Raw genomic sequence first — 18,445 nt, forward strand, 5'->3', positions numbered from 1 at the left:
TTCGCATGTTCTCGAATCTCGAACTCAGGCAACTCGTCTTCGGAAGACTGACACTCGAAGCCATTCCCTACCACGAGCCCATCCTCGTCGGGACGTTCATCGTCGTGGCGATCGGCGGGGCGGCGCTTCTGGGCGCCGTCACATGGTACCGGCAGTGGGGTTATCTCTGGCGGGAGTGGTTCACCAGCGTCGATCACAAGAAGATCGGCATCATGTACGTCGTGCTGGCGATCGTGATGTTGCTGCGGGGCTTCGCCGACGCGGTCATGATGATCACGCAGAAGGCGCTCTCGGTCGGCGCGTCCGAGGGCTACCTGCCCCCGCATCATTACGATCAGGTCTTCACCGCCCACGGCATGATCATGATCTTCTTCATGGCGATGCCGTTCGTGACCGGCCTGATGAACTACGTCATGCCGTTGCAGATCGGCGCTCGCGACGTGGCCTTCCCCTTCCTGAACAACTTCAGCTTCTGGATGACGGCGGGCGGCGCCGCGCTCACCATGCTGTCCTTGTTCGTCGGCGAGTTCTCGCGGGCGACCTGGCTGGCCTACGCGCCGTTGTCGGGGGCGGCCTACAGTCCGGGCGTTGGCGTCGACTACTACATCTGGGGGCTCCAGATCGCGGGTGTCGGCACGACGCTGTCGGGCATCAATCTGATCGCCACGATCGCCAAGATGCGTGCCCCGGGCATGACGCTGATGAAGATGCCCGTCTTCTGCTGGACGACGCTCGCCAGCAACGCCCTCATCGTCACGATCTTCCCGGTTCTGACGGCGACCTTGGCGCTCCTGTCGCTCGACCGGTACGTGGGAACGCATTTCTTCACGAACGACTTCGGCGGCAATTCGATGCTGTACATGAACCTGATCTGGATCTGGGGGCATCCGGAGGTTTATGTCCTGATCCTGCCCGCCTTCGGCATCTATTCGGAGGTGACCTCGACCTTTTGCGGCAAGCGGCTGTTTGGCTACACGTCGATGGTCTATGCCACGATGGTGATCGCCGTGATCTCCTGGCTGGTTTGGCTGCACCACTTCTTCACCATGGGGGCCGGGCCCACCGTCAACGCCTTCTTCGGCATCGCGAGCATGATCATCTCGATTCCGACCGGCGCAAAGGTGTTCAACTGGCTGTTCACCATGTACCGGGGGCACATCCGCTTCGACGTGCCCTTCATCTGGGTGATGGGCTTCATCCCGACCTTCGTGATCGGAGGGCTGACGGGCGTTCTGCTCGCGGTGCCGCCTGCCGACTTCGTGGTGCACAACAGCCTGTTCCTGGTCGCCCACTTCCACAACGTCATCATCGGAGGCGTCGTATTCGGAGTGCTGGCCGGGCTTCAATACTGGTTTCCCAAGGCGTTCGGCTATAAACTCGACCCGTTCTGGGGCAAGGCCTCGTTCTGGTGCTGGCTGATCGGCTTCTGGACCGTATTCACGCCGCTTTACATCCTCGGCCTGATGGGCGTGACGCGCCGCACGCAGCACTTCAACGACCCGGACGTGCAGCCCTACCTGACGGTCGCGGCGATCGGCGTGCTCATCATCATGGCCGGTATCCTGGCGTTGCTGGTCCAGCTCGTGGTCAGCTACTTCCGGCGCGAGCGGTTGCGCGACCTGACGGGCGACCCTTGGGGCGGGCGGACGCTGGAATGGTCCACCTCCTCGCCTCCTCCGCCGTACAACTTCGCCTTCACGCCCGTCATCCATGATCTCGACGCGTGGTGGGACATGAAGAAGCGCGGCTACGATCGCCCGCTGGAGGATTTCGAACCCATCCACATGCCGAAGAACACCGGCGCGGGCGTGATCCTGGCCGGCCTCAGCACGGCCCTCGGCTTCGCCATGGTCTGGTACATCTGGTGGCTGGCTGCCGTGTCTTTCGCCGGCCTGATCGCGGCGGCCATCATCCACACCTTCAACTACAACCGCGACTATTATGTCCCGGCCGAATCCGTCTTGCGACTCGAAACGCAGAGAACGGCGCAGCTGGCGGGAGGGGTCTGAGCCGATGCACGAGGTGACTGCTCCGCCCGGCGCCACGGCCCCGGTCTTCTACGAACGTGAAGCGCACGCCCACGGCGACGGCGGCACTCTGATCGGCTTCTGGATCTACCTGATGGGGGACAGCCTCATCTTCGCGATCCTGTTCGCCACCTATGGCGTGCTCGGCCGCAACTATGCGGCGGGCCCGTCCGGGGCGGAGCTGTTCGATCTGCGGCTGGTCGCGGTCAACACGAGCCTCCTGCTCCTGTCGTCCATCACCTACGGCTTCGCCATGCTGGCGATGGACCGGGAGCGGCAGGCGACGACGCTCGGCTGGCTCGCCGTGACCGGCCTGTTCGGTGCGGCCTTTCTCGGGATCGAACTCTACGAGTTCACGCATCTGATCCGCGAGGGTGCCACGCCCCAGCGCAGCGCCTTCCTCTCCGCCTTCTTCACCCTGGTCGGCACGCACGGCCTGCACGTCACGGTCGGCATCATCTGGCTCGTCGTGCTGATGGTGCAGGTGCGTCAGCGCGGGTTGATCGCCGCGAACCAGAGGCGGCTGACGTGCCTGTCGATGTTCTGGCACTTCCTCGATGTGGTCTGGATCGGCGTCTTCACCTTCGTCTACCTGATGGGAGCCATGCGATGAGTGCGCTGACCGGGGCCGGCTTCGTGCGGAAGTCGCAGGACGATGGCGCCGGGCACGGGGCGCACGGCACGTTCCGAGGCTATATGACCGGCTTCGTGCTGTCGGCCATCCTCACCGCCGTGCCGTTCTGGCTGGTGATGGGAGACGTCCTGCAGGACACCTTCAAGACAAGCATCATCATCATGGCGTTCGCGGCCGTGCAGATCGTCGTTCACATGATCTACTTCCTGCACATGAATACAAAATCCGAAGGGGGCTGGACGTTCATGGCCCTGGCCTTCACTCTGACGCTGGTCGTCATTACGCTGGTCGGATCGATCTGGGTGATGTACCATCTGGATCAGAACATGATGCCGATGTCGCCTCATGAAGCGCTTCAGAAGCCCTGAGGCGGCCTTCCGGTTCCGCCGCACGCGCGGACGGCCGGGATAGCCCTGCAAGCGGAGATGCGCATCGGCCCATCATCGGAAGCGCGACGATCATCGGCCCTGCGACCGTCGGAGAGGCTGGCAGTCGATGAACTGGGTGAACTGCTTCACCTTCGCCTTTCTCGCCCCCGTCCCGCCGGACTGGTCGGGGCAGGACCGGCCTGATCCGCCAAGGGTGAACTGGTGGATCATCGCCCTGACGGGCTGGTTCCTGCTGGCGGTCTCGCTCACGCCGCTGAGCCTCGCCCTGGCCGAGCATTGGGCCGTCCAGCGCTTCGCATCGCGTTGCAAGATGTCCGGAGGCCACTTCACCCACATCGTCGGCGGTGGCAGGCACCCCTATCGCTGCGATCCCGTCCCTGTCGCGGCGAGGACCTCTCCCTGAGCGATGCGCGAGAGGGCGCGCAGGAGGCGTCGAGGGGTGGCGTGTCGGGACTGAGGGCCGAGCCTGCCAGAATCCCTCCAGCCAGGAGCGGGACACGGCATGATACGGTTTCCGGAAGATCACTTTCGGAAGCCGTATCACGAGCCCGCGCGGCGCCTGAGCGAGGCCGGTTTCCGCATCGCGAAGCGATCATCCGGAAACCGTATGACGCCGCCGATGCCCTGACGGATGGCGGCCTTGCCCACGGGCTGATGATCAAACCACGTCGATCGTCGCTGGATATGGGTGCCGTTTCGAAGGACGTGCCGATGATGTTGCCTGGATGGCGACCCGACTTGGAGCATTCTCCGGCGGAGTGGATCCCGGTTCGTCGCAGACAAGGCCGTACAATCGAAACCCTAGAGCGGCGCCCGATGGCCGCGTGATCGGGCGCCGCTCTTAGTTGCGGGTTTCCGCCGACGTCTCGGCAGCGTTCGTCTGCGCGATCGCCGTGCGCCCGGCTTGCCGCTCCGCCTTCAGCTCCCGCTCCGCCAGCAGCCACAACTCGATCTCGTGACCTTCCGGGCGGTGCAAGCGCTCCCACAGATCGTAGGCGCGTGCCCTGATGTCCTCGGGGGTGATTTCGATCTCGGCCTTCACCTGTCTGCTCCTGCCTCGCTGTTGCGGTGAGCCCTCGGACAATCTGGCCGCCCGGCCTGCTGGCCGCCGGGCGGGTTTGCAGGCGAGATGGTGGTCGGCGTCGACCGGGGCGCGTGCTCGTCGCCTCCTACCGGCCGCCCACCGCATGTTCAAGAACGATGAGCGCGGCAGCGCTGACGGCGCTGCAATCTATAATTCATGTTATAGACCTCCGGTTTCATCGATATTTTGCTGACGCCATGAGCAAAATCATCGCCTTACATCCGACCTTTGTCGGTCAGGCCGGCACGTTTGATCGTGACGGCTGCCTGGTTCTCGTGAATGAATCTCTTGTGTGCGTCCTGCTGCGGATGACGCGCAAGCGCAGCGAGCCCGAGCTGTGGCACAAGTGGTTCCTGGAGACCGGCTATGGTCCCTGCCGGCACTTGCCTCAGGAGCGGGTGTTCGAGAGCATCGACGCGGCCGCCGGCTGGGTCGCGACCCGGGTCGGCGGGAATCCTCGCGTGCAGGTCGATCCGCAGCTCTTGCGATGACGGCGACTTGCCGCGCCGTCTCGGCGGGCCGCGATCATGGCTCTTTGCGCACGATGGTGATGCCGCCCGTGTGCTCGATGATCGCCGATTGGACCTCGCTGAGATGCCGGATGCCGTTCTGGCGCATCTCGGCGACCACGTCGCGCTCATCGACCCGCAGGCGCCGCATCTGCTTCCGGTCCCATATGCCGTTCGCGTAGATCACCACGGGCGTGCCCTCGGCCACCATCCCGACCGCCGGCCACCATAGCTTCAGGCGCGACACCGCGAGGTGCATGCCGGCCACCGTGCAGATGGCGAGCAGCGCGCCCGTCACGGAACGGTCCTGACCAAGGATCGGCTGCACCGCCAATCCGCCGAACAGGAACACCACCGCCATGTCGAGCGGGGTGGCCGACCGCATGATGCGGCGCGTGGTCACCCGCAGCAGGACGAGCACGAGGCCGTACATCAGGGCTGCGGTCAGGACGGTGCTCATGGCCGGGCGCGGATCATGGATAGATCAGGAGGTGGAGCGTCGCACGGCCACCAAGGCTCGACACCACGGCGTCGACGGAGCCGTACCCGCGGGGCGAGAGCATGAAAGCGATACCGCCCTGGCGTTCGGGACCGAGCCGGAAGCGATAGGTGACGCCGGCGGGCGTGGCATCCACCGCCTCGGCGCGGGGCTGGGTCGCATCGACGGAGACGTGCTCCAGGAAGTCGGCATCGAGCCCGACCTCGACCTGATCCTGTGCCAGCGGCTGGGTCAGCACGACGGTCAGCCTTGCCGGTGCACCGGCCCGCATGAAACGCTCGTAGCGCAGCACGAGCGGCGTGCCCGGGACCGGCTGTCGGGCATGGGCGAGCGGGCCATCGCCGAACATCCCAGCCAAGCCGGCGGCGATCGCGAGGCCGATCAGGCCCTGGATGATGGCTTGCAGCCAGTTCCACTTCTCCTCGAAGCCGCGATGCGTCGTGATCTCGGTCGCGGCATCGTTCGCCCCGCTCATCATGGGCCGGCGCTCCTCACTGCGTGGTGATCGGCGGAGCAGGAGCCCGGGCTCGCCGTCCGGAATTGCGTCATCCTTCGCCCGCCCCCGGCGCGCACGCCCTCGTGCGAGAGGCGTGGCGCCGCTCCGACCCGGGCGCCGCGACCGGATGTTGCAGACGCCGGCCGCGGCGATCCATGGGTCCTCCCGATCCGGCTGCGTGAGCCGGCCTCGCGAACCACACCCCGACGCCATACTCAGTATGGGTATATGGCTTCCCGGCTCCAACGTTCGGGCCGCGATCTGGTTCGGATCGCGATCTGGTTCGGATCGACGGTGCGCCTGTGCGACCGAGGCCGGCCCAGACGCGCCGGCGGCCAAGCAAGGCGGAGTTCGCCGCTCGCATCCGGCCCGGCGGCGGCCCGGCCCGTGCGAGGGCTGCGCCGCGCGGCAGGGATCTCCTCGCGGATTGGCCGGTTGAGAGCGACGCGCCGGTGGCACCGATCCGCGGGACCTCGGCCGTGGAACGGGACTGCCTGAACCGATGGGGCCGCGCGTGGTCGCCTCTCACAAACCCGCCACCTGGTTCCGCGCCCGGCCTGATCCGACCCGCGGGCGAGTGGCCGCCTGCATCGCGGCCGTTGCTCTCGTCCTGGCGGCGGCCCGAACGCGGCGGATGGCCCGCGAGGCGGAGGAGGAGAATCCGCCGCTCGGGCGCTTCATCGAGGTCGACGGCGTGCGGCTGCACGTCATCGAACGCGGGCAGGGAACCCCTCTGGTCGTGCTGCATGGGAACGGCAGCCTCGCGCAGGAATTCCTGCTCGGAGGCTTCGTCGCTCTGGCGAGCCGGACGTACCGGGTCATCATCTTCGATCGCCCCGGCTACGGCTACAGCGCTCGTCCGCGCGGAAGGATCTTCTCACCCGGCGACCAGGCCCGTCTCTTCGCCCAGGCGCTCGAAACGCTCGGCGTGACGCGGCCCATCCTGCTCGGCCATTCCTGGGGCGCGTCCGTCGCAACCGCATGGGCCTTGCAGCGGCCGGGGGACGTGCGCGGGCTCGTGCTGGAAAGCGGCTACTACCATCCATCCCCGCGGCTCGATGTCTGGATGGCGGCCGCTCTCGGGCTTCCGGTCCTTGGCGACATCGTCCGGCAGACGGTTGCGGCATCGGTCGCCCGGTTGATGTGGCCGCGCATGCGGCGGAAGCTGTTCTGGCCCGCCCGCGTCCCGGACGCGTTCCTGAGCTTCCCGCTGTCGATGGCCCTGCGCCCCTCGCAGATCCGCGCGAGCGCAGCCGAGTCGGCCCTCATGATCCCGAGCGCGTTCGTCCTGAATCGGCGCTATGCCCGGCTGAGGGTTCCGGTCGCGCTGGTTGCGGGGGCCGGAGATCAGATGGTCGAGCCTCAGGCGCAATCGGTCATGCTCCACCGCCGCATCCCGCACAGCCTCCTCTGCGTGGTGCCCGGATGCGGTCACATGGTTCACCAGACCGCGCCATCGACCCTGCTTCGGGTGGTGGCCGAGCTTCATCGCCGCTCGGATTCCTGATCAGAATTGATCGTTCCCACGCCGTTCGGGCGGGACCGAGCGGGGAGAGGAGCGGCCGTGGCGCGCGCAACCGGCCGGCCCCCATCCACAGACGTCTGTCGGAAGCCGGCGCACTCCGGCCCTTGCCCGCGAACCCGGGCCCTGCTCAGGCGTTAGCGAGCCGCAAGGTACTGGCGCAGAGTATCAAAAGATACCGGTGCAGAGCATCAAAGAGACGGGAGATGTCCGGATCGCACCCAGGCGATCCCACCGGCCCACATCCGCCGTGCGACGAAGTCTCCCGGTGGGCCGTCCACGAACTCCGCACCGCCGTCGCGCATCGCGCGGCACCCGAAGAGAGGCCGCCCCATCGATGACGACGCCCCCAAGTCCAACCCTCGGGCTGAGCCCTGACAGGGATGCAGCGCTGCTCGACTTGATCGAGGCTGTTCGGGACACCGGCTATTCCTTCACCACCGTGACGCCGGCCACGCATGAGCGGGTCAACCGGCGGCCGGGCAATGCCGTCGCGCGCGATCTGCGCGACATATTCGGCTGGAGCCGGCCCTTCCCGGCCGAGATCCTGTCGCCGAGGCTGCTCGATTTGGTGCAGGCCGCCGGAGCCGCCGTCCCGGATGGCGGGCGATGGCGCCCGACGATCCGCCTGTCCAGTCTCGACGGCGAGGTGTTCGTGCATTCCGCATTCCCGCCGCTCGCGGCCGATGCGGTCTTCTTCGGCCCGGACACCGTCCGGTTCGTCCGCGCCGTCATGGCCCATCTCGCAACCCGCACCGCGCCGGTGCAGCGGGTCGTCGACATCGGATGCGGCACGGGGGCCGCCGGCATCCTTGTGGCCAAGCGCATCCCCGGCGCGGAAGTCGCGCTGGTCGACATCAACGAGGCCGCGCTCCGTGCGGCCTCCCTCAACGCCCGCTCGGCCGGCGTGGACACGGTCACCCCCCTCAAGAGCAACCTGCTCACCGCGGTGGATGGCAGCTTCGATCTGATCATCTCGAACCCCCCGTTCATGATCGATGCCGCCGGACGCGCCTACCGGGATGGCGGCGGCGTGCGCGGTTCGGGGCTGCCCCTCGCCGTCGTCGAGACGGCGACGCGTCGGCTCGCCCCTGGCGGCTCGCTGGTGCTCTTCACCGGGAGCGTGATCGTGGAGGGCGAGGACGAATTCCGCTCCGCAGCGGGGGAACTGTGCGCCGCCGCCGGGCTTCACTGGACCTATGACGAGGTGGATCCCGATGCCTACGGCGAGGAACTCGACGGTTGCGCCTATGCTGAGGCCGATCGCATCGCGCTCTCGGTCCTGACCGCAACGAGACCCGGGCGTTCCGCCAGATGAGCAGCACGACAGCCCCACCGCGCGAGCCGAGCGAAGCCGCCGCGTTCCTGCGCGACGCGCTGGCCTCCCTGTCGGCCGAGCCGAGAGCCCTGCCGGGCAAGTACCTGTGGGACGTGAAGGGCTCGACGCTCTTCGACCGGATCTGCGGCAGTCGTGACTATTATCCCACCGGCCGCGAGATGGCCCTGCTGCCCGCCGTCGCCACCGCCGTCGCCGCGCGCATCGGCGCGAACGCGACCGTGGTCGAGTACGGCAGCGGCGCGAGCCGCAAGATCCGGGTGCTTCTCGACGCGCTTCGCCAGCCCAAACGCTACATCGCGCTCGACATCTCCTGGGAGTTCCTCCTCGGCGCGATCAACCATCTGGCGCAGGATTATCCGAGCGTCGAGATGATCCCGGTTCATGCCGATTACTCGCAGCCGATCACGCTGCCGGTCGATCTCGCAGGCGATCGGGTGCTCGGCTTCTTTCCCGGCACCAGTATCAGCAACTTCTCGCCCGATCAGGCGATCGGCTTCATGGAGCGCGTGCGCGCGACCCTCGGGCCGAGCTGGTTCCTGATCGGCGTCGACCCGACCCGCGACGAGGACAGGCTCCTGCGCGCCTATGGCGGCAGCGACGGATTGATGGCCGCCCTCCACCTGAATCTGCTCGCGCGGGCCAACCGCGAGATCGGGGCCACCTTCGACCTCGATGCCTTCCGGCACGAGGCCCGCGTGCGCTCCGATCCGTTCCGGGTCGAAGCCCATCTGGTTGCGACGCGCGCGACCGAGTGCCGCCTGGGAGGCCGGATCTTCCGGTTCGAACCCGGCGGCAGCATTCATACCGACAATTCCTACAAGTACAAACCTGAGGAATTTCAGGAGATCGCCCGCCGAAGCGGATGGATTCCCCATGACGTCTGGCTCGATGAACACGGCGTGTTCAGCCTGCATCTCCTGCGCAGCGCATGAGCGCGATGAGGTCCGTCCAGGACGAGGTCCGCGGGTGCCGTTTGCCGTTACGGCTCGGCACCTGCTGCGAAGGCCGCCCGTAGTTTCCGCTGACTTGGTGCCGAGTGGTGATGCAACTGCCCAGAGACGACCGAGACCACCCGCGAGCCGCGGCCTTGCGCGCCTTCATCCGGGAGAGGGGATTTCCCTGCGTGGGGGCCAAATCGGCTCTGTCCAAGGGGCAGATGCGGATCGTGGTGGCGCGCGACATCACCTCGGCCTGGGACGACATGCGGATCTACCCCGCCCTGCTCGCCGTCGCGGCGCGCTATCGATGGCGGCCGGATCTGTTTCAGAGCTTCGCCGTCGTCTTCGAGGGGCCGGATCACCTGAGCGAGCTGGATTTCGAGCGCCATCTCTGGGACCGGATGCAGTCCTTGGCCGACAAGGATGCCTGGCTCGGGCACCCCTGGGACGCACGCGTCGCCGATGACCCCGACAACCCGCACTTCTCGCTGAGCTTCGCCGGCGAAGCCTTCTTCGTCGTCGGCTTGCATCCCGGTGCCAGCCGGCCGGCCCGGCGGTTCTCGTCGCCGGCTCTGGTGTTCAACCTCCATGCACAGTTCGAGCAGCTGCGCGAGGCGGGCCGCTACGAGACGCTGCGCTCGTCGATCCTGCGGCGCGACGAGGCGCTCGCCGGCTCGATCAACCCGATGCTGGCGCGGCACGGCGAGATCTCGGAGGCCCGTCAGTACAGCGGCCGGATCGTCGACGAGGGCTGGCGCTGTCCGTTCCAGGCCCGGCATTCGAGGGGCAGGCTCACCGATGTGCGCTGACGGTCCTCCCCACGAGATCGCGCCACGCTCCGGCGTCGCCTTCACGCTCGACAAGGGCGATCGCCTGATCGTCATCGATCCCTGCGGCGAGCAGGTGGCCGATCTCCTCGCCTTCAACCGCCACGACGTCGACGAGGTGATCTCGTCGGGGCGCACGCTCGATTACGCGAGCCGGATCTACCTGACGACGGGCGACCCGCTCTACTCGAACCGCTCCAACGTGCTGCTGCGCATCGTGGGGGACACGGTCGGGCGCCACGACTTCCTCCTGACGCCCTGCTCGTCCGACACCTTCCGCATCATCTATGGGGACGAGCACCCGCATCACGGCTGCTTCGGCAACCTGGCGGCGGCGCTCGCCCCGTACGGGATCGCGCCGGATCGCATCCCGGTGGCCTTCAACTGCTTCATGAACGTGACCGTCGATGGGGAGACGGGGATCCTCAGCGTGGAGCCGCCGCGCAGCCGAGCCGGTGACACGATCACCTTCGAGGCCGAGACGGACTTGATCATCGGCCTGACCGCCTGCTCGGCGCTGCAGTCGAACAACGGCAGCTTCAAGCCGATCCGCTACCGCATCGCGCGGGCGGAGTGACCGGTGATCGGGGGTTCCGGGTGGACGCCGCCCGTCATGGTCTTCATCGCGGTCCGGTGGTGCCGAACGGAGACCGGGCGTCGGCGGCCCGCCGATCGACGGCCGGGCGGGAGATCGCTGGCCCGGATCGAGCATCCGCACCGGACGCCATGGGCTCCCTGGGTATCGTTCACGTGTTGACATCGGACGGATCAGCAGCATCTCACCCGCGCATGCGTCAGACCATCCCCACGACCGCGTCGCTTGGCCCCGAGCTGCGCCCCTTCGTTGCCGAGCGGATCGCTTCAGGCCGGTTTGGCAGCGCCGGCGAGGTCGTGCGAGCCTCCCTTCGCCTTCTCCAGGAGGGGAGCGGACGAGACATGGCCGGGCTGCACGCTCACCCATGAGGATCGGACGGTGCCTCTCTCCTTCTTCTCGGGAGGTGGCGAGACTGGGGATCTGGTCCGCTCCTACGACTGGACCTCGACCTCGCTCGGCGCCGCCGAAAGCTGGCCTCAGAGCCTGAGGACCACCGTCAGCACCCTGCTGCTCTCGCCCGTGCCGATCGTGCTGCTCTGGGGCGAGGACGGCATCATGATCTACAACGACGCCTACTCGGTCTTCGCCGGCGGCAGGCACCCACGGCTTCTGGGCTCCAAGGTGCGCGAGGGCTGGCCCGAGGTCGCCGACTTCAACGACAACGTCATGCGGGTCGGGCTCGCCGGCGGGACGTTGGCCTACAAGGACCAGGAGCTCACCCTCTACCGGCACGGCAGGCCCGAGCAGGTCTGGATGAACCTCGACTACTCGCCCGTGCTCGACGAGGAGGGCGAACCCGCGGGCGTGCTGTGCATCCTGGCCGAGACGACGGAACGGGTGGCTGCCGAGCGCCGGCGGGCCGAAGCCGAGGCGGCGGTGCGCGAAAGCGAAGGCCGCTTCCGCGCTCTGGTCAACGCCAGCTCCGATGTCGTCTACCGGATGAGCCCGGACTGGACCGAGATGCGCCGGCTCGACGGCCGCGGTTTCCTCGCCGATACCGAGGAGCCGTCCGTCCTCTGGATCGAGCGATACATCTTCCCCGAGGATCGGCCGCGCGTCAGGGCGGCCATCGACGAGGCGGTCGGGACTCGTCGCGCGTTCGAACTCGAGCATCGGGTCCGGCGGATGGACGGCTCGGCCGGGTGGACGTTCTCGCGCGCCATCCCGGTGCTGGATGGCGGCGGACGCGTCGTCGAATGGTTCGGCGCGGCCAGCGACATCACCGAGCGGCGCAACGCCGAGGCGGCCCTGGCGGAGTTGAACGCCACTCTGGAAGTGCGCGTCGCCGAGCGCACCGCCGAGTTGCAGCGGGCCGAAGAGGCGCTGCGCCAATCGCAGAAGCTGGAGGCGATCGGGCAGCTCACCGGCGGCGTGGCGCACGACTTCAACAACCTGCTGACCGTCATCAAGTCCTCCACCGACCTGCTCAAGCGGCCCGATCTCGCGCCTGAGCGGCGGGAGCGCTACGTCGCGGCGATTTCCGACACGGTGGACCGCGCCGCCCGGCTCACGGGCCAACTGCTCGCCTTCGCGCGGCGGCAGGCCCTCAAGCCGGAGGTGTTCGCCGTCTGCGACAGCGTGCGGGCGCTGTTCGACATGATCGGCACGCTGACCGGCTCGCGGATCAGGATCATGACGCGACTGCCGCCGGCACCCTGCTTCGTGAGCGCCGATCCGAGCCAGTTCGACACCGCCCTCGTCAACATGGCGGTCAACGCGCGCGATGCCATGGACGGCGAGGGCGAGCTGACGATCAGCGTGGGGGCCGTCGATCAGATCCCCGCGCTGCGGGCTCATCCCGCCGTGCCGGGAGCCTTCGTGGCGGTGTCGATCGCGGATACCGGCAGCGGCATCCCGCGGGACCGGCTGGAGCAGATCTTCGAGCCGTTCTTCACCACCAAGGGCGTGGGCCAGGGGACCGGGCTCGGCTTGAGCCAGGTAATCGGCTTTGCCAAGCAGTCGGGGGGTGAGGTGATGGTGGAGAGCGAGGTCGGGCGCGGAACCACCTTCACGCTCTATCTTCCGCGCGTGGTCGACGGCGTGCGCCCCTCGGACGACAGCGCGCATGAGCCGTTGATGGATGGCCACGGCATGTGCGTGCTGGTGGTCGAGGACAACCCCGATGTGGGTACCTTCGCGGTTCAGACGTTGTCCGACCTCGGATATCGGACGGTGCTGGCGGCGACCGCGGAGGAGGCGCTCACCGAACTGGCGACAGATGCAGCCCGGTTCGACGTGGTGTTCTCGGACGTGGTGATGCCGGGCATGAACGGCATCGATCTCGCGCGGGAGATCCGCCGCCAGCACCACGACCTGCCGGTGCTGCTGGCATCCGGCTACAGTCACGTGCTGGCCCAGAACGGCACTTGCGGGTTCGAGCTGTTGCAGAAGCCGTACTCGGTCGAGCAGCTTTCGCGTCTGTTGCGCAAGGTGGCCACGTGGCAGCGGCGGGCACGCATCATGAGCCAATAAGCGCTCGATCGCGGCAGTGCCGGCGCCCGCCGGACACGACGTCGGCGCCAGAGCGGCTTGCGGCCCGAGGTTCCCCGCCACGCACGCATATTCACGCCTTCCACACCAGTTTCGAACAGATCTTTTTATGGACCCGCGGCATGGCTGGCACGTTCTCATGGACGAGCCGGCGCGCCTTCGCGATCGGCGAGCGGATTATGTGCAATCCAGGGGATTCCGTACATGGCGACGAAGCCGAAAACCTTGCAGGATGCATTTTACGAGACTCTCAAGGACGTGTATTACGCCGAAAGGCAGTCCGTGCGCGCGTTGAAGAAGTCGGCCAAGGCTGCCGAGCACGAGGAGCTGCGCCAAGCCTTCGAGACCCATGCCGAGGAGAGCGCCAACCAAGTCGAGCGCCTTCAGCAGGTGTTCGAGATCATCGGCAAGCCGGCGCGGGGGAAGACCTGCGAGGCGATGCAGGGTCTGACCGCCGAGATGGAGGAGGACCTGGAGGACTTCGGTGACAGTCCGGCGGCCGACGCCGTGCTGGCCGCCTGCGCCCAGGCTGTCGAGCATTACGAGATCGCGCGCTACGGCACGCTGAAGACCTGGGCGACCCAGCTCGGCTACACGGATGCCGCCAAGCTGCTCGACGAAACGCTGCAGGAGGAGAAGAAGACCGACGCGCTTCTCACCCGGCTCGCCGAGCAGATCAACGTCGAGGGCTCGGAAGAGGACGCCGAGGACGGCTCCGCCAAGGGCAAGGGCCCTCGCAAGGCGGCCTGAACTGCCAGCCGACGAGGGGCGCCACCCGGTGCCCCTTGTATCCTGCACCCGACGCCGGAGCGATGTCAGAGTCTGTTCGACGGCTCTCAACGAAGCTGTCGTCCCACCCTCGCTCTTCCGAACTGGACGGCCCGTCGAACAGGCCTCCGTCAGCCATGCTTGGACCGGAGCGGCAGAGCCTGACCGGACGGCTGCAGGGTCAGCGCCAGCGCACGGGCGAGATCCGCCTGTTCGAAGGGCTTGCCGAGGCGCACGAGGCCGGCGAGCCTGTCCTCGGGCAGCTCGGCATAGCCGCTGACCAGAATGACCGGTTGCTCGGCCTGCATCGTCCGGAGCGCTTCGATCAGCTGAAGACCGGTCATGCCCGGCATGATCTGGTCCGTGATCACCAGCTCGATGCTGCCCGCCGAGCGCCGCAGAACGCGCAGGGCCTGCTCGCCCGAGATTGCCTCCAGCACCGTGTGGCCGAGGTCCTCCAGCATCGCTGCCGTGTTCATCAGCACCAGCGGGTCATCATCCACCACCAGCACCGTCATGGGCTTCAGCGCCGGGAGGTCCGGTGCCGACGCCTCGGGCTGCGCACCGAGGAGACCCGTCTCCGCCACCGGCAGCCACAGCTCCGCGGTCGTCCCTTGGCCGAGGGTGCTCTTGAGCACCAGCCGTCCACCGGATTGCGCGGCGAAGCCGTGGATCATCGACAGGCCGAGACCCGTGCCCTTGCCGACGCCCTTGGTCGTGAAGAACGGCTCGGTCGCCCTGGCGAGCGTCTCTTCGTCCATGCCCACGCCCGTATCGCTCACCGAGAGGCAGACGTAATGGCCCGCAGCCAGCCCGGGGAACTCGTCGGCTCCGATTCGCGCCTCTCGGGCCACGATCGCGATCGTGCCGCCGTCGGGCATCGCGTCGCGGGCGTTGACGGTCAGGTTGAGCAGCGCCAGTTCCAGCTGTGTGGCATCGGCGAAAGCCGGGGGCAGCTGCAGCGGAAACTGCGTGCTGACCGGGATGTTCGAGCTGATCGAGCGTTGCAGCAGGTCGGCCATGCCTCGGACGAGTTCGGGCACGTCCACGGGACCGGTGGTCAGCTCCTGGCGGCGCGCGAAGGCGAGCATGCGCTTGGTCAGCGTTGCGCCGCGCTCGGCGGCCTGGATCGAGTTCTCGATCAGCTGCTGTAGTTTGCGATCGTTCGGCAGGCGCTTGCGGGCGAGTCCGAGGTTGCCGAGTACGACTGCCAGCAGGTTGTTGAAATCGTGGGCGACTCCGCCGGTGAGCTGGCCGATGGCCTCCATCTTCTGGGACTGGATGAAGCGGGCGCGGGTGGCCTCGAGTTCCTGCTGGGCGTTGCGGCGCTCGGTGATGTCGCGGGTGATCTTGGCAAAGCCCACCAGCTCGTCATGGTCGCCGCGGATCGGGTCGATGATGACGTGCGCCCAGAACCGCGTGCCGTCCTTGCGCACGCGCCAGCCTTCGGCCTCGAAGCGGCTTTCCGTGGCCGCGGTCCGCAAGGCCCGGGCCGGGAGCCCTGACGCGCGGTCCTCGTCGGTGTAGAACCGCGAGAAGTGCTGGCCGATGATCTCCTCGTCGGTGTAGCCCTTGAAGCGTTGCGCGCCCTTGTTCCAGCTCGTCACGTGGCCCTGCGGGTCGAGCATGTAGATGGCGTAGTCCTGAACGCCCTGGACGAGCAGGCGGAAGCGCTGCTCGCTCTGCCGGAGAGCGTCCTGAACGGCCTTTCGTTCACTCAGGTCACGGGTGATCTTGGCGTATCCGACCAGCGTTCCGTCGTCATTCCGGATCGGATCGATCAGCACATGCGCCCACATCAGGGAGCCGTCCTTGCGCACGCGCCAGCCCTCCTGCTCGAAGCGCCCCTCGGTCGCGGCGATGTGCAGCGCTCGGGCCGGGAGCCCTGACGCGCGGTCCTCGTCGGTGTAGAACCGCGAGAAGTGCTGGCCGATGATCTCCGCGTCGGTGTAGCCCTTGAAGCGTTGCGCGCCCTTGTTCCAGCTGATCACATTGCCGTGCAAGTCGATCATGTAGATCGCGTAATCAACAATCGAATCGACAAGTATCCGATAGCGATCGTCGACAATCGGCGTTGCCTCGATGTTTTTGGTTGCCGCCATGAGTTTGTCTTGTTGGTTTCTGGATCTGGATTGTTGAAGAAGCCTGCGAGGCAGCTTACCACGCATGATGCAGCGCGTCGGCCAGTTTGCAACTTGGCGCTGTGCCCCGGGGCTCCGGCTGCGCCATGCCGGCACACCGATGGAGGCCGCGCGGCGCGCAAGGCTCCCGCGGACGCGCCCTGCGCGTAGCGGCGGATGTCAGGCGATCGTGTCCGGGAATCGAAGGGCCGGCCTCTCACGCGCGGATCGTTCCCGCGCGTTGCGCGATGGGCCGCTTGGGGCCACCCGCTTCCCCGCGGCGCAACAGGTCGCGGGCCCGCGACGGCTGGCATTCCCCGTGGCGGCGGTCTCCGGAGAGCCGGCTCCCCCGATCGTGTCTGCGCCCGGACTGCCGGGCAGACCGGCCTCACCCTGGAAGGGACCTGAGATATGGGAAGGGCTCTGGGAGCGGTCCGCGCTCGACGGCCAGGCGCCGCGCGGATGCGCAGGGGGGCGAGGCTCGTCGATGCGCGTCGCGTGCTCCGGCGGTGTCCGGCGTCACGCCGCCGCATGCCGCTGATCCCGCATCAGCGAGGCGTTCCGCCGGAGCCCGCACGCGGCCGTGATGCGGGCGAAGGCGCCGGACACCGCCGGCGCTCGCAGGTCGATGCAAGCCGCCCCGGCGCTGAACGCGGTGCTTCCGGCGAAGTGGCTGTTCCGGGGCGCGCGATCCCGCCCCGGGACTTTGCCGATGCACGGGGCGGCAGCGAGCACGCCACCTTTCGGCCTACGGCATCACCGGTGGGACGTAGGTGAAGGTGGACATCAGATAGGACGCCAGGATCAGCACGATCGGAAAGTGGATGAAGAACTGCATCGATGTGTAGCCGATCAGATCTTTCGACTTGAGGCCGAGCACGCCGAGGAGCGGCAGCATCCAGAATGGATTGATGAAGTTCGGCAGCGTCTCGGCGATGTTGTAGACCATCACGGTCCAGCCGAGATGGGCGCCGATCTCGTTGGCAGCCTTCATGACATAGGGAGCCTCGATCACCCATTTGCCGCCGGCCGAGGGAATGAAGAAGCCGAGCGTCGCCGAGTACAGGCCGACGATCAGCGAGAAGGCGCCGGAATCGTGCGCGAGGCTCACGAACCAATGCGCGATCGTGTCCGACAGGGTGGCGCCGGCGCCGTTCTTCACCCGCGTCAGCATGTAGGCGATCCCGCCGTAGAACGGGAATTGCAGCAGGACGCCGGCAACGCTCGGCATCGCGTGCGAGAAGCTCGTCAGGAAGCTCCGCGGCCGCCAGTGCAGCAGCGCCCCAAGCAGCAGGAACACGAAGTTGTAGGTGTTGAGCCCCGACAGGGTGATGAGCGGGTTGCCCGCCTTGAAGGTCTCGAACAGCCATCCGGCAGCCAGCACCACCGTTAGGATCGTCAGGATGGGGCTGAACTCGAGATAGTCGCCGGGGCGCGTCGGACGCTGGTTCTCGGTCTTGGCGTCCACGAGGCTCACGCCCAGCTCGGCGGCGGTGACAGCGTTGGGGTCGGAGGGCGTGGTCGCGTAGCAGATGGCGGCCGACAGCAGCGTCCCGGTGACGAGCACCACCAGGTTCTGCCAGGTCAGGATCGTCTCGTAGAAGCTGATCACGCCGGTGATCGGCATGAGCGAGGCCGGGATGCTGGCGGGGGTGGCCTGGAGCTGGGCGGCGGACGAACTGATGCCGAGCGTGAACCCGAAGCCGAGGCCGAGATAGCCGGCCGCACCGGCCGCGCGGTAGTCGAGCCGGATGTCGCTGCGGCGCGCGATCTCGCGGACCAGCAGCCCTGAGAAGATCAGGCTCACGCCCCAGTTCACGAGCGACAGCAGGATGCTGACCACGCCCACGAAGACGACGGCCCCGCGGCCCGTCCGGGGGACGGCCGCCGCCCGTCGCATGAGCCGCGCCACCGGGGGCGATACCGCAACGACGTAACCGCCGACCGCCACGAGCGCCATCTGCATCGTGAACGGGATCAGGCTCCAGAAGCCGTCCCCGAAGGCCCGGCTGACGCCCGTGGCATCGCCCCCGTGCAGCAGGACCCCGACGGCGACCAGTGTCGCGGCGAGCAGCACGAAGATGTAGGCGTCGGGGAACCACCGCTCGGCGAAGGCCACCATCACCTGGGAGAGACGCACGAGAACGTTCTCCCGCGGCGGGGCCGTGGCGGAGGCGGGGGCGAGGGTCTGGCTCATAGAAGGCTCCT

At 67.4% G+C, this 18,445-nt stretch carries 18 protein-coding genes; 13 read left to right on the plus strand and 5 right to left on the minus strand.

Going from position 1 to position 18,445, the window contains the following annotated elements; genetic code table 11:
* The first annotated feature begins 5 nt into the window (after positions 1–5).
* From cyoB to ACE101_RS12560, 4 genes are all read left to right on the plus strand, one after another.
* The gene (gene cyoB, locus ACE101_RS12545) at positions 6–2,009 is read left to right on the plus strand and encodes a cytochrome o ubiquinol oxidase subunit I (RefSeq protein WP_379129738.1); all 2,004 of its coding nucleotides are present in this window, start codon (positions 6–8) and stop codon (positions 2,007–2,009) included.
* A 4-nt stretch (positions 2,010–2,013) separates the two neighbouring features.
* A complete protein-coding gene (gene cyoC, locus ACE101_RS12550) occupies positions 2,014–2,640 on the plus strand; it encodes a cytochrome o ubiquinol oxidase subunit III (RefSeq protein WP_379129740.1) in 627 nt (208 codons plus the stop codon).
* The gene (cyoD, locus tag ACE101_RS12555; protein ID WP_379129743.1) at positions 2,637–3,029 is read left to right on the plus strand and encodes a cytochrome o ubiquinol oxidase subunit IV; all 393 of its coding nucleotides are present in this window, start codon (positions 2,637–2,639) and stop codon (positions 3,027–3,029) included. The genes cyoC and cyoD overlap by 4 nt, the downstream gene beginning before the upstream one ends.
* 127 nt (positions 3,030–3,156) lie before the next feature.
* On the plus strand, positions 3,157–3,453 hold the full coding sequence (locus ACE101_RS12560) for a hypothetical protein (RefSeq protein WP_379129745.1): 297 nt from the start codon (positions 3,157–3,159) through the stop codon (positions 3,451–3,453).
* Positions 3,454–3,891: 438 nt separating this feature from the next.
* On the opposite strand, the gene ACE101_RS12565 is transcribed toward ACE101_RS12560, so the two are convergent.
* Positions 3,892–4,092: a DUF2934 domain-containing protein gene (locus ACE101_RS12565; RefSeq protein ID WP_379129747.1), complete on the minus strand. Its 201-nt coding sequence runs from the start codon at positions 4,090–4,092 to the stop codon at positions 3,892–3,894.
* A gap of 158 nt (positions 4,093–4,250) precedes the next feature.
* Here ACE101_RS12565 and ACE101_RS12570 point away from each other — a divergent pair, with 158 nt between their 5' ends.
* Complete coding sequence (locus ACE101_RS12570; protein ID WP_379129749.1) at positions 4,251–4,625, plus strand: hypothetical protein; 375 nt, start codon at positions 4,251–4,253, stop codon at positions 4,623–4,625.
* Between the two features lie 34 nt (positions 4,626–4,659).
* Here the strand turns inward: ACE101_RS12570 and ACE101_RS12575 are convergent, their stop codons facing one another.
* Positions 4,660–5,103, minus strand: coding sequence for a DUF421 domain-containing protein (locus ACE101_RS12575; protein ID WP_379129751.1), 444 nt, complete (start codon positions 5,101–5,103; stop codon positions 4,660–4,662).
* A 13-nt stretch (positions 5,104–5,116) separates the two neighbouring features.
* Positions 5,117–5,617 carry a hypothetical protein gene (locus ACE101_RS12580; RefSeq protein ID WP_379129753.1) on the minus strand — a complete coding sequence of 167 codons (501 nt, stop codon included), beginning with the start codon at positions 5,615–5,617 and terminating at the stop codon, positions 5,117–5,119.
* A 655-nt stretch (positions 5,618–6,272) separates the two neighbouring features.
* On the opposite strand from ACE101_RS12580, the gene ACE101_RS12585 reads away from it, so the two are divergent.
* From ACE101_RS12585 to ACE101_RS12620, 8 genes are all read left to right on the plus strand, one after another.
* Positions 6,273–7,145, plus strand: a complete 873-nt coding sequence (locus tag ACE101_RS12585) for an alpha/beta fold hydrolase (protein WP_379129756.1) — start codon at positions 6,273–6,275, stop codon at positions 7,143–7,145.
* Between the two features lie 352 nt (positions 7,146–7,497).
* On the plus strand, positions 7,498–8,478 hold the full coding sequence (locus ACE101_RS12590; RefSeq protein WP_379138625.1) for a methyltransferase: 981 nt from the start codon (positions 7,498–7,500) through the stop codon (positions 8,476–8,478).
* The gene (gene egtD / locus ACE101_RS12595) at positions 8,475–9,431 is read left to right on the plus strand and encodes an L-histidine N(alpha)-methyltransferase (RefSeq protein WP_379129759.1); all 957 of its coding nucleotides are present in this window, start codon (positions 8,475–8,477) and stop codon (positions 9,429–9,431) included. Before ACE101_RS12590 ends, egtD begins: the two co-directional genes overlap by 4 nt.
* Positions 9,432–9,541: 110 nt before the next feature.
* Positions 9,542–10,246: a guanitoxin biosynthesis heme-dependent pre-guanitoxin N-hydroxylase GntA gene (gene gntA, locus ACE101_RS12600; RefSeq protein WP_379129762.1), complete on the plus strand. Its 705-nt coding sequence runs from the start codon at positions 9,542–9,544 to the stop codon at positions 10,244–10,246.
* Positions 10,236–10,841, plus strand: coding sequence for a DUF1989 domain-containing protein (locus ACE101_RS12605; protein WP_379129764.1), 606 nt, complete (start codon positions 10,236–10,238; stop codon positions 10,839–10,841). Before gntA ends, ACE101_RS12605 begins: the two co-directional genes overlap by 11 nt.
* Before the next feature lie 212 nt (positions 10,842–11,053).
* Positions 11,054–11,227, plus strand: a complete 174-nt coding sequence (locus tag ACE101_RS12610) for a type II toxin-antitoxin system ParD family antitoxin (RefSeq protein ID WP_379129767.1) — start codon at positions 11,054–11,056, stop codon at positions 11,225–11,227.
* Between the two features lie 10 nt (positions 11,228–11,237).
* Positions 11,238–13,331, plus strand: a complete 2,094-nt coding sequence (locus tag ACE101_RS12615; RefSeq protein ID WP_379129769.1) for a hybrid sensor histidine kinase/response regulator — start codon at positions 11,238–11,240, stop codon at positions 13,329–13,331.
* A gap of 222 nt (positions 13,332–13,553) precedes the next feature.
* Positions 13,554–14,099, plus strand: a complete 546-nt coding sequence (locus ACE101_RS12620) for a YciE/YciF ferroxidase family protein (protein WP_379129772.1) — start codon at positions 13,554–13,556, stop codon at positions 14,097–14,099.
* A gap of 149 nt (positions 14,100–14,248) precedes the next feature.
* On the opposite strand, the gene ACE101_RS12625 is transcribed toward ACE101_RS12620, so the two are convergent.
* Positions 14,249–16,219: a hybrid sensor histidine kinase/response regulator gene (locus ACE101_RS12625; RefSeq protein ID WP_379129775.1), complete on the minus strand. Its 1,971-nt coding sequence runs from the start codon at positions 16,217–16,219 to the stop codon at positions 14,249–14,251.
* A gap of 766 nt (positions 16,220–16,985) precedes the next feature.
* Positions 16,986–18,434 (minus strand): short-chain fatty acid transporter, encoded by a 1,449-nt coding sequence (locus tag ACE101_RS12630; RefSeq protein WP_379129778.1) that lies wholly within the window; start codon positions 18,432–18,434, stop codon positions 16,986–16,988.
* Positions 18,435–18,445 lie beyond the last annotated feature (11 nt).

Origin of the sequence: Methylobacterium carpenticola (assembly GCF_042748905.1) — a bacterium.
Taxonomy (GTDB): domain Bacteria; phylum Pseudomonadota; class Alphaproteobacteria; order Rhizobiales; family Beijerinckiaceae; genus Methylobacterium; species Methylobacterium carpenticola.

What these genes read in the sequence shown, in the direction of transcription:
- cyoB (WP_379129738.1), top strand. Translation starts at nt 6, where the DNA reads ATGTTCTCGAATCTCGAACTCAGGCAACTCGTCTTCGGAAGACTGACA.
- cyoC (WP_379129740.1), top strand. Translation starts at nt 2,014, where the DNA reads ATGCACGAGGTGACTGCTCCGCCCGGCGCCACGGCCCCGGTCTTCTAC.
- cyoD (WP_379129743.1), top strand. Translation starts at nt 2,637, where the DNA reads ATGAGTGCGCTGACCGGGGCCGGCTTCGTGCGGAAGTCGCAGGACGAT.
- ACE101_RS12560 (WP_379129745.1), top strand. Translation starts at nt 3,157, where the DNA reads ATGAACTGGGTGAACTGCTTCACCTTCGCCTTTCTCGCCCCCGTCCCG.
- ACE101_RS12570 (WP_379129749.1), top strand. Translation starts at nt 4,251, where the DNA reads ATGAGCGCGGCAGCGCTGACGGCGCTGCAATCTATAATTCATGTTATA.
- ACE101_RS12575 (WP_379129751.1), bottom strand. Translation starts at nt 5,103, where the DNA reads ATGAGCACCGTCCTGACCGCAGCCCTGATGTACGGCCTCGTGCTCGTC.
- ACE101_RS12580 (WP_379129753.1), bottom strand. Translation starts at nt 5,617, where the DNA reads ATGAGCGGGGCGAACGATGCCGCGACCGAGATCACGACGCATCGCGGC.
- ACE101_RS12585 (WP_379129756.1), top strand. Translation starts at nt 6,273, where the DNA reads ATGGCCCGCGAGGCGGAGGAGGAGAATCCGCCGCTCGGGCGCTTCATC.
- ACE101_RS12590 (WP_379138625.1), top strand. Translation starts at nt 7,498, where the DNA reads ATGACGACGCCCCCAAGTCCAACCCTCGGGCTGAGCCCTGACAGGGAT.
- egtD (WP_379129759.1), top strand. Translation starts at nt 8,475, where the DNA reads ATGAGCAGCACGACAGCCCCACCGCGCGAGCCGAGCGAAGCCGCCGCG.
- gntA (WP_379129762.1), top strand. Translation starts at nt 9,542, where the DNA reads ATGCAACTGCCCAGAGACGACCGAGACCACCCGCGAGCCGCGGCCTTG.
- ACE101_RS12605 (WP_379129764.1), top strand. Translation starts at nt 10,236, where the DNA reads ATGTGCGCTGACGGTCCTCCCCACGAGATCGCGCCACGCTCCGGCGTC.
- ACE101_RS12610 (WP_379129767.1), top strand. Translation starts at nt 11,054, where the DNA reads ATGCGTCAGACCATCCCCACGACCGCGTCGCTTGGCCCCGAGCTGCGC.
- ACE101_RS12620 (WP_379129772.1), top strand. Translation starts at nt 13,554, where the DNA reads ATGGCGACGAAGCCGAAAACCTTGCAGGATGCATTTTACGAGACTCTC.
- ACE101_RS12625 (WP_379129775.1), bottom strand. Translation starts at nt 16,219, where the DNA reads ATGGCGGCAACCAAAAACATCGAGGCAACGCCGATTGTCGACGATCGC.
- ACE101_RS12630 (WP_379129778.1), bottom strand. Translation starts at nt 18,434, where the DNA reads ATGAGCCAGACCCTCGCCCCCGCCTCCGCCACGGCCCCGCCGCGGGAG.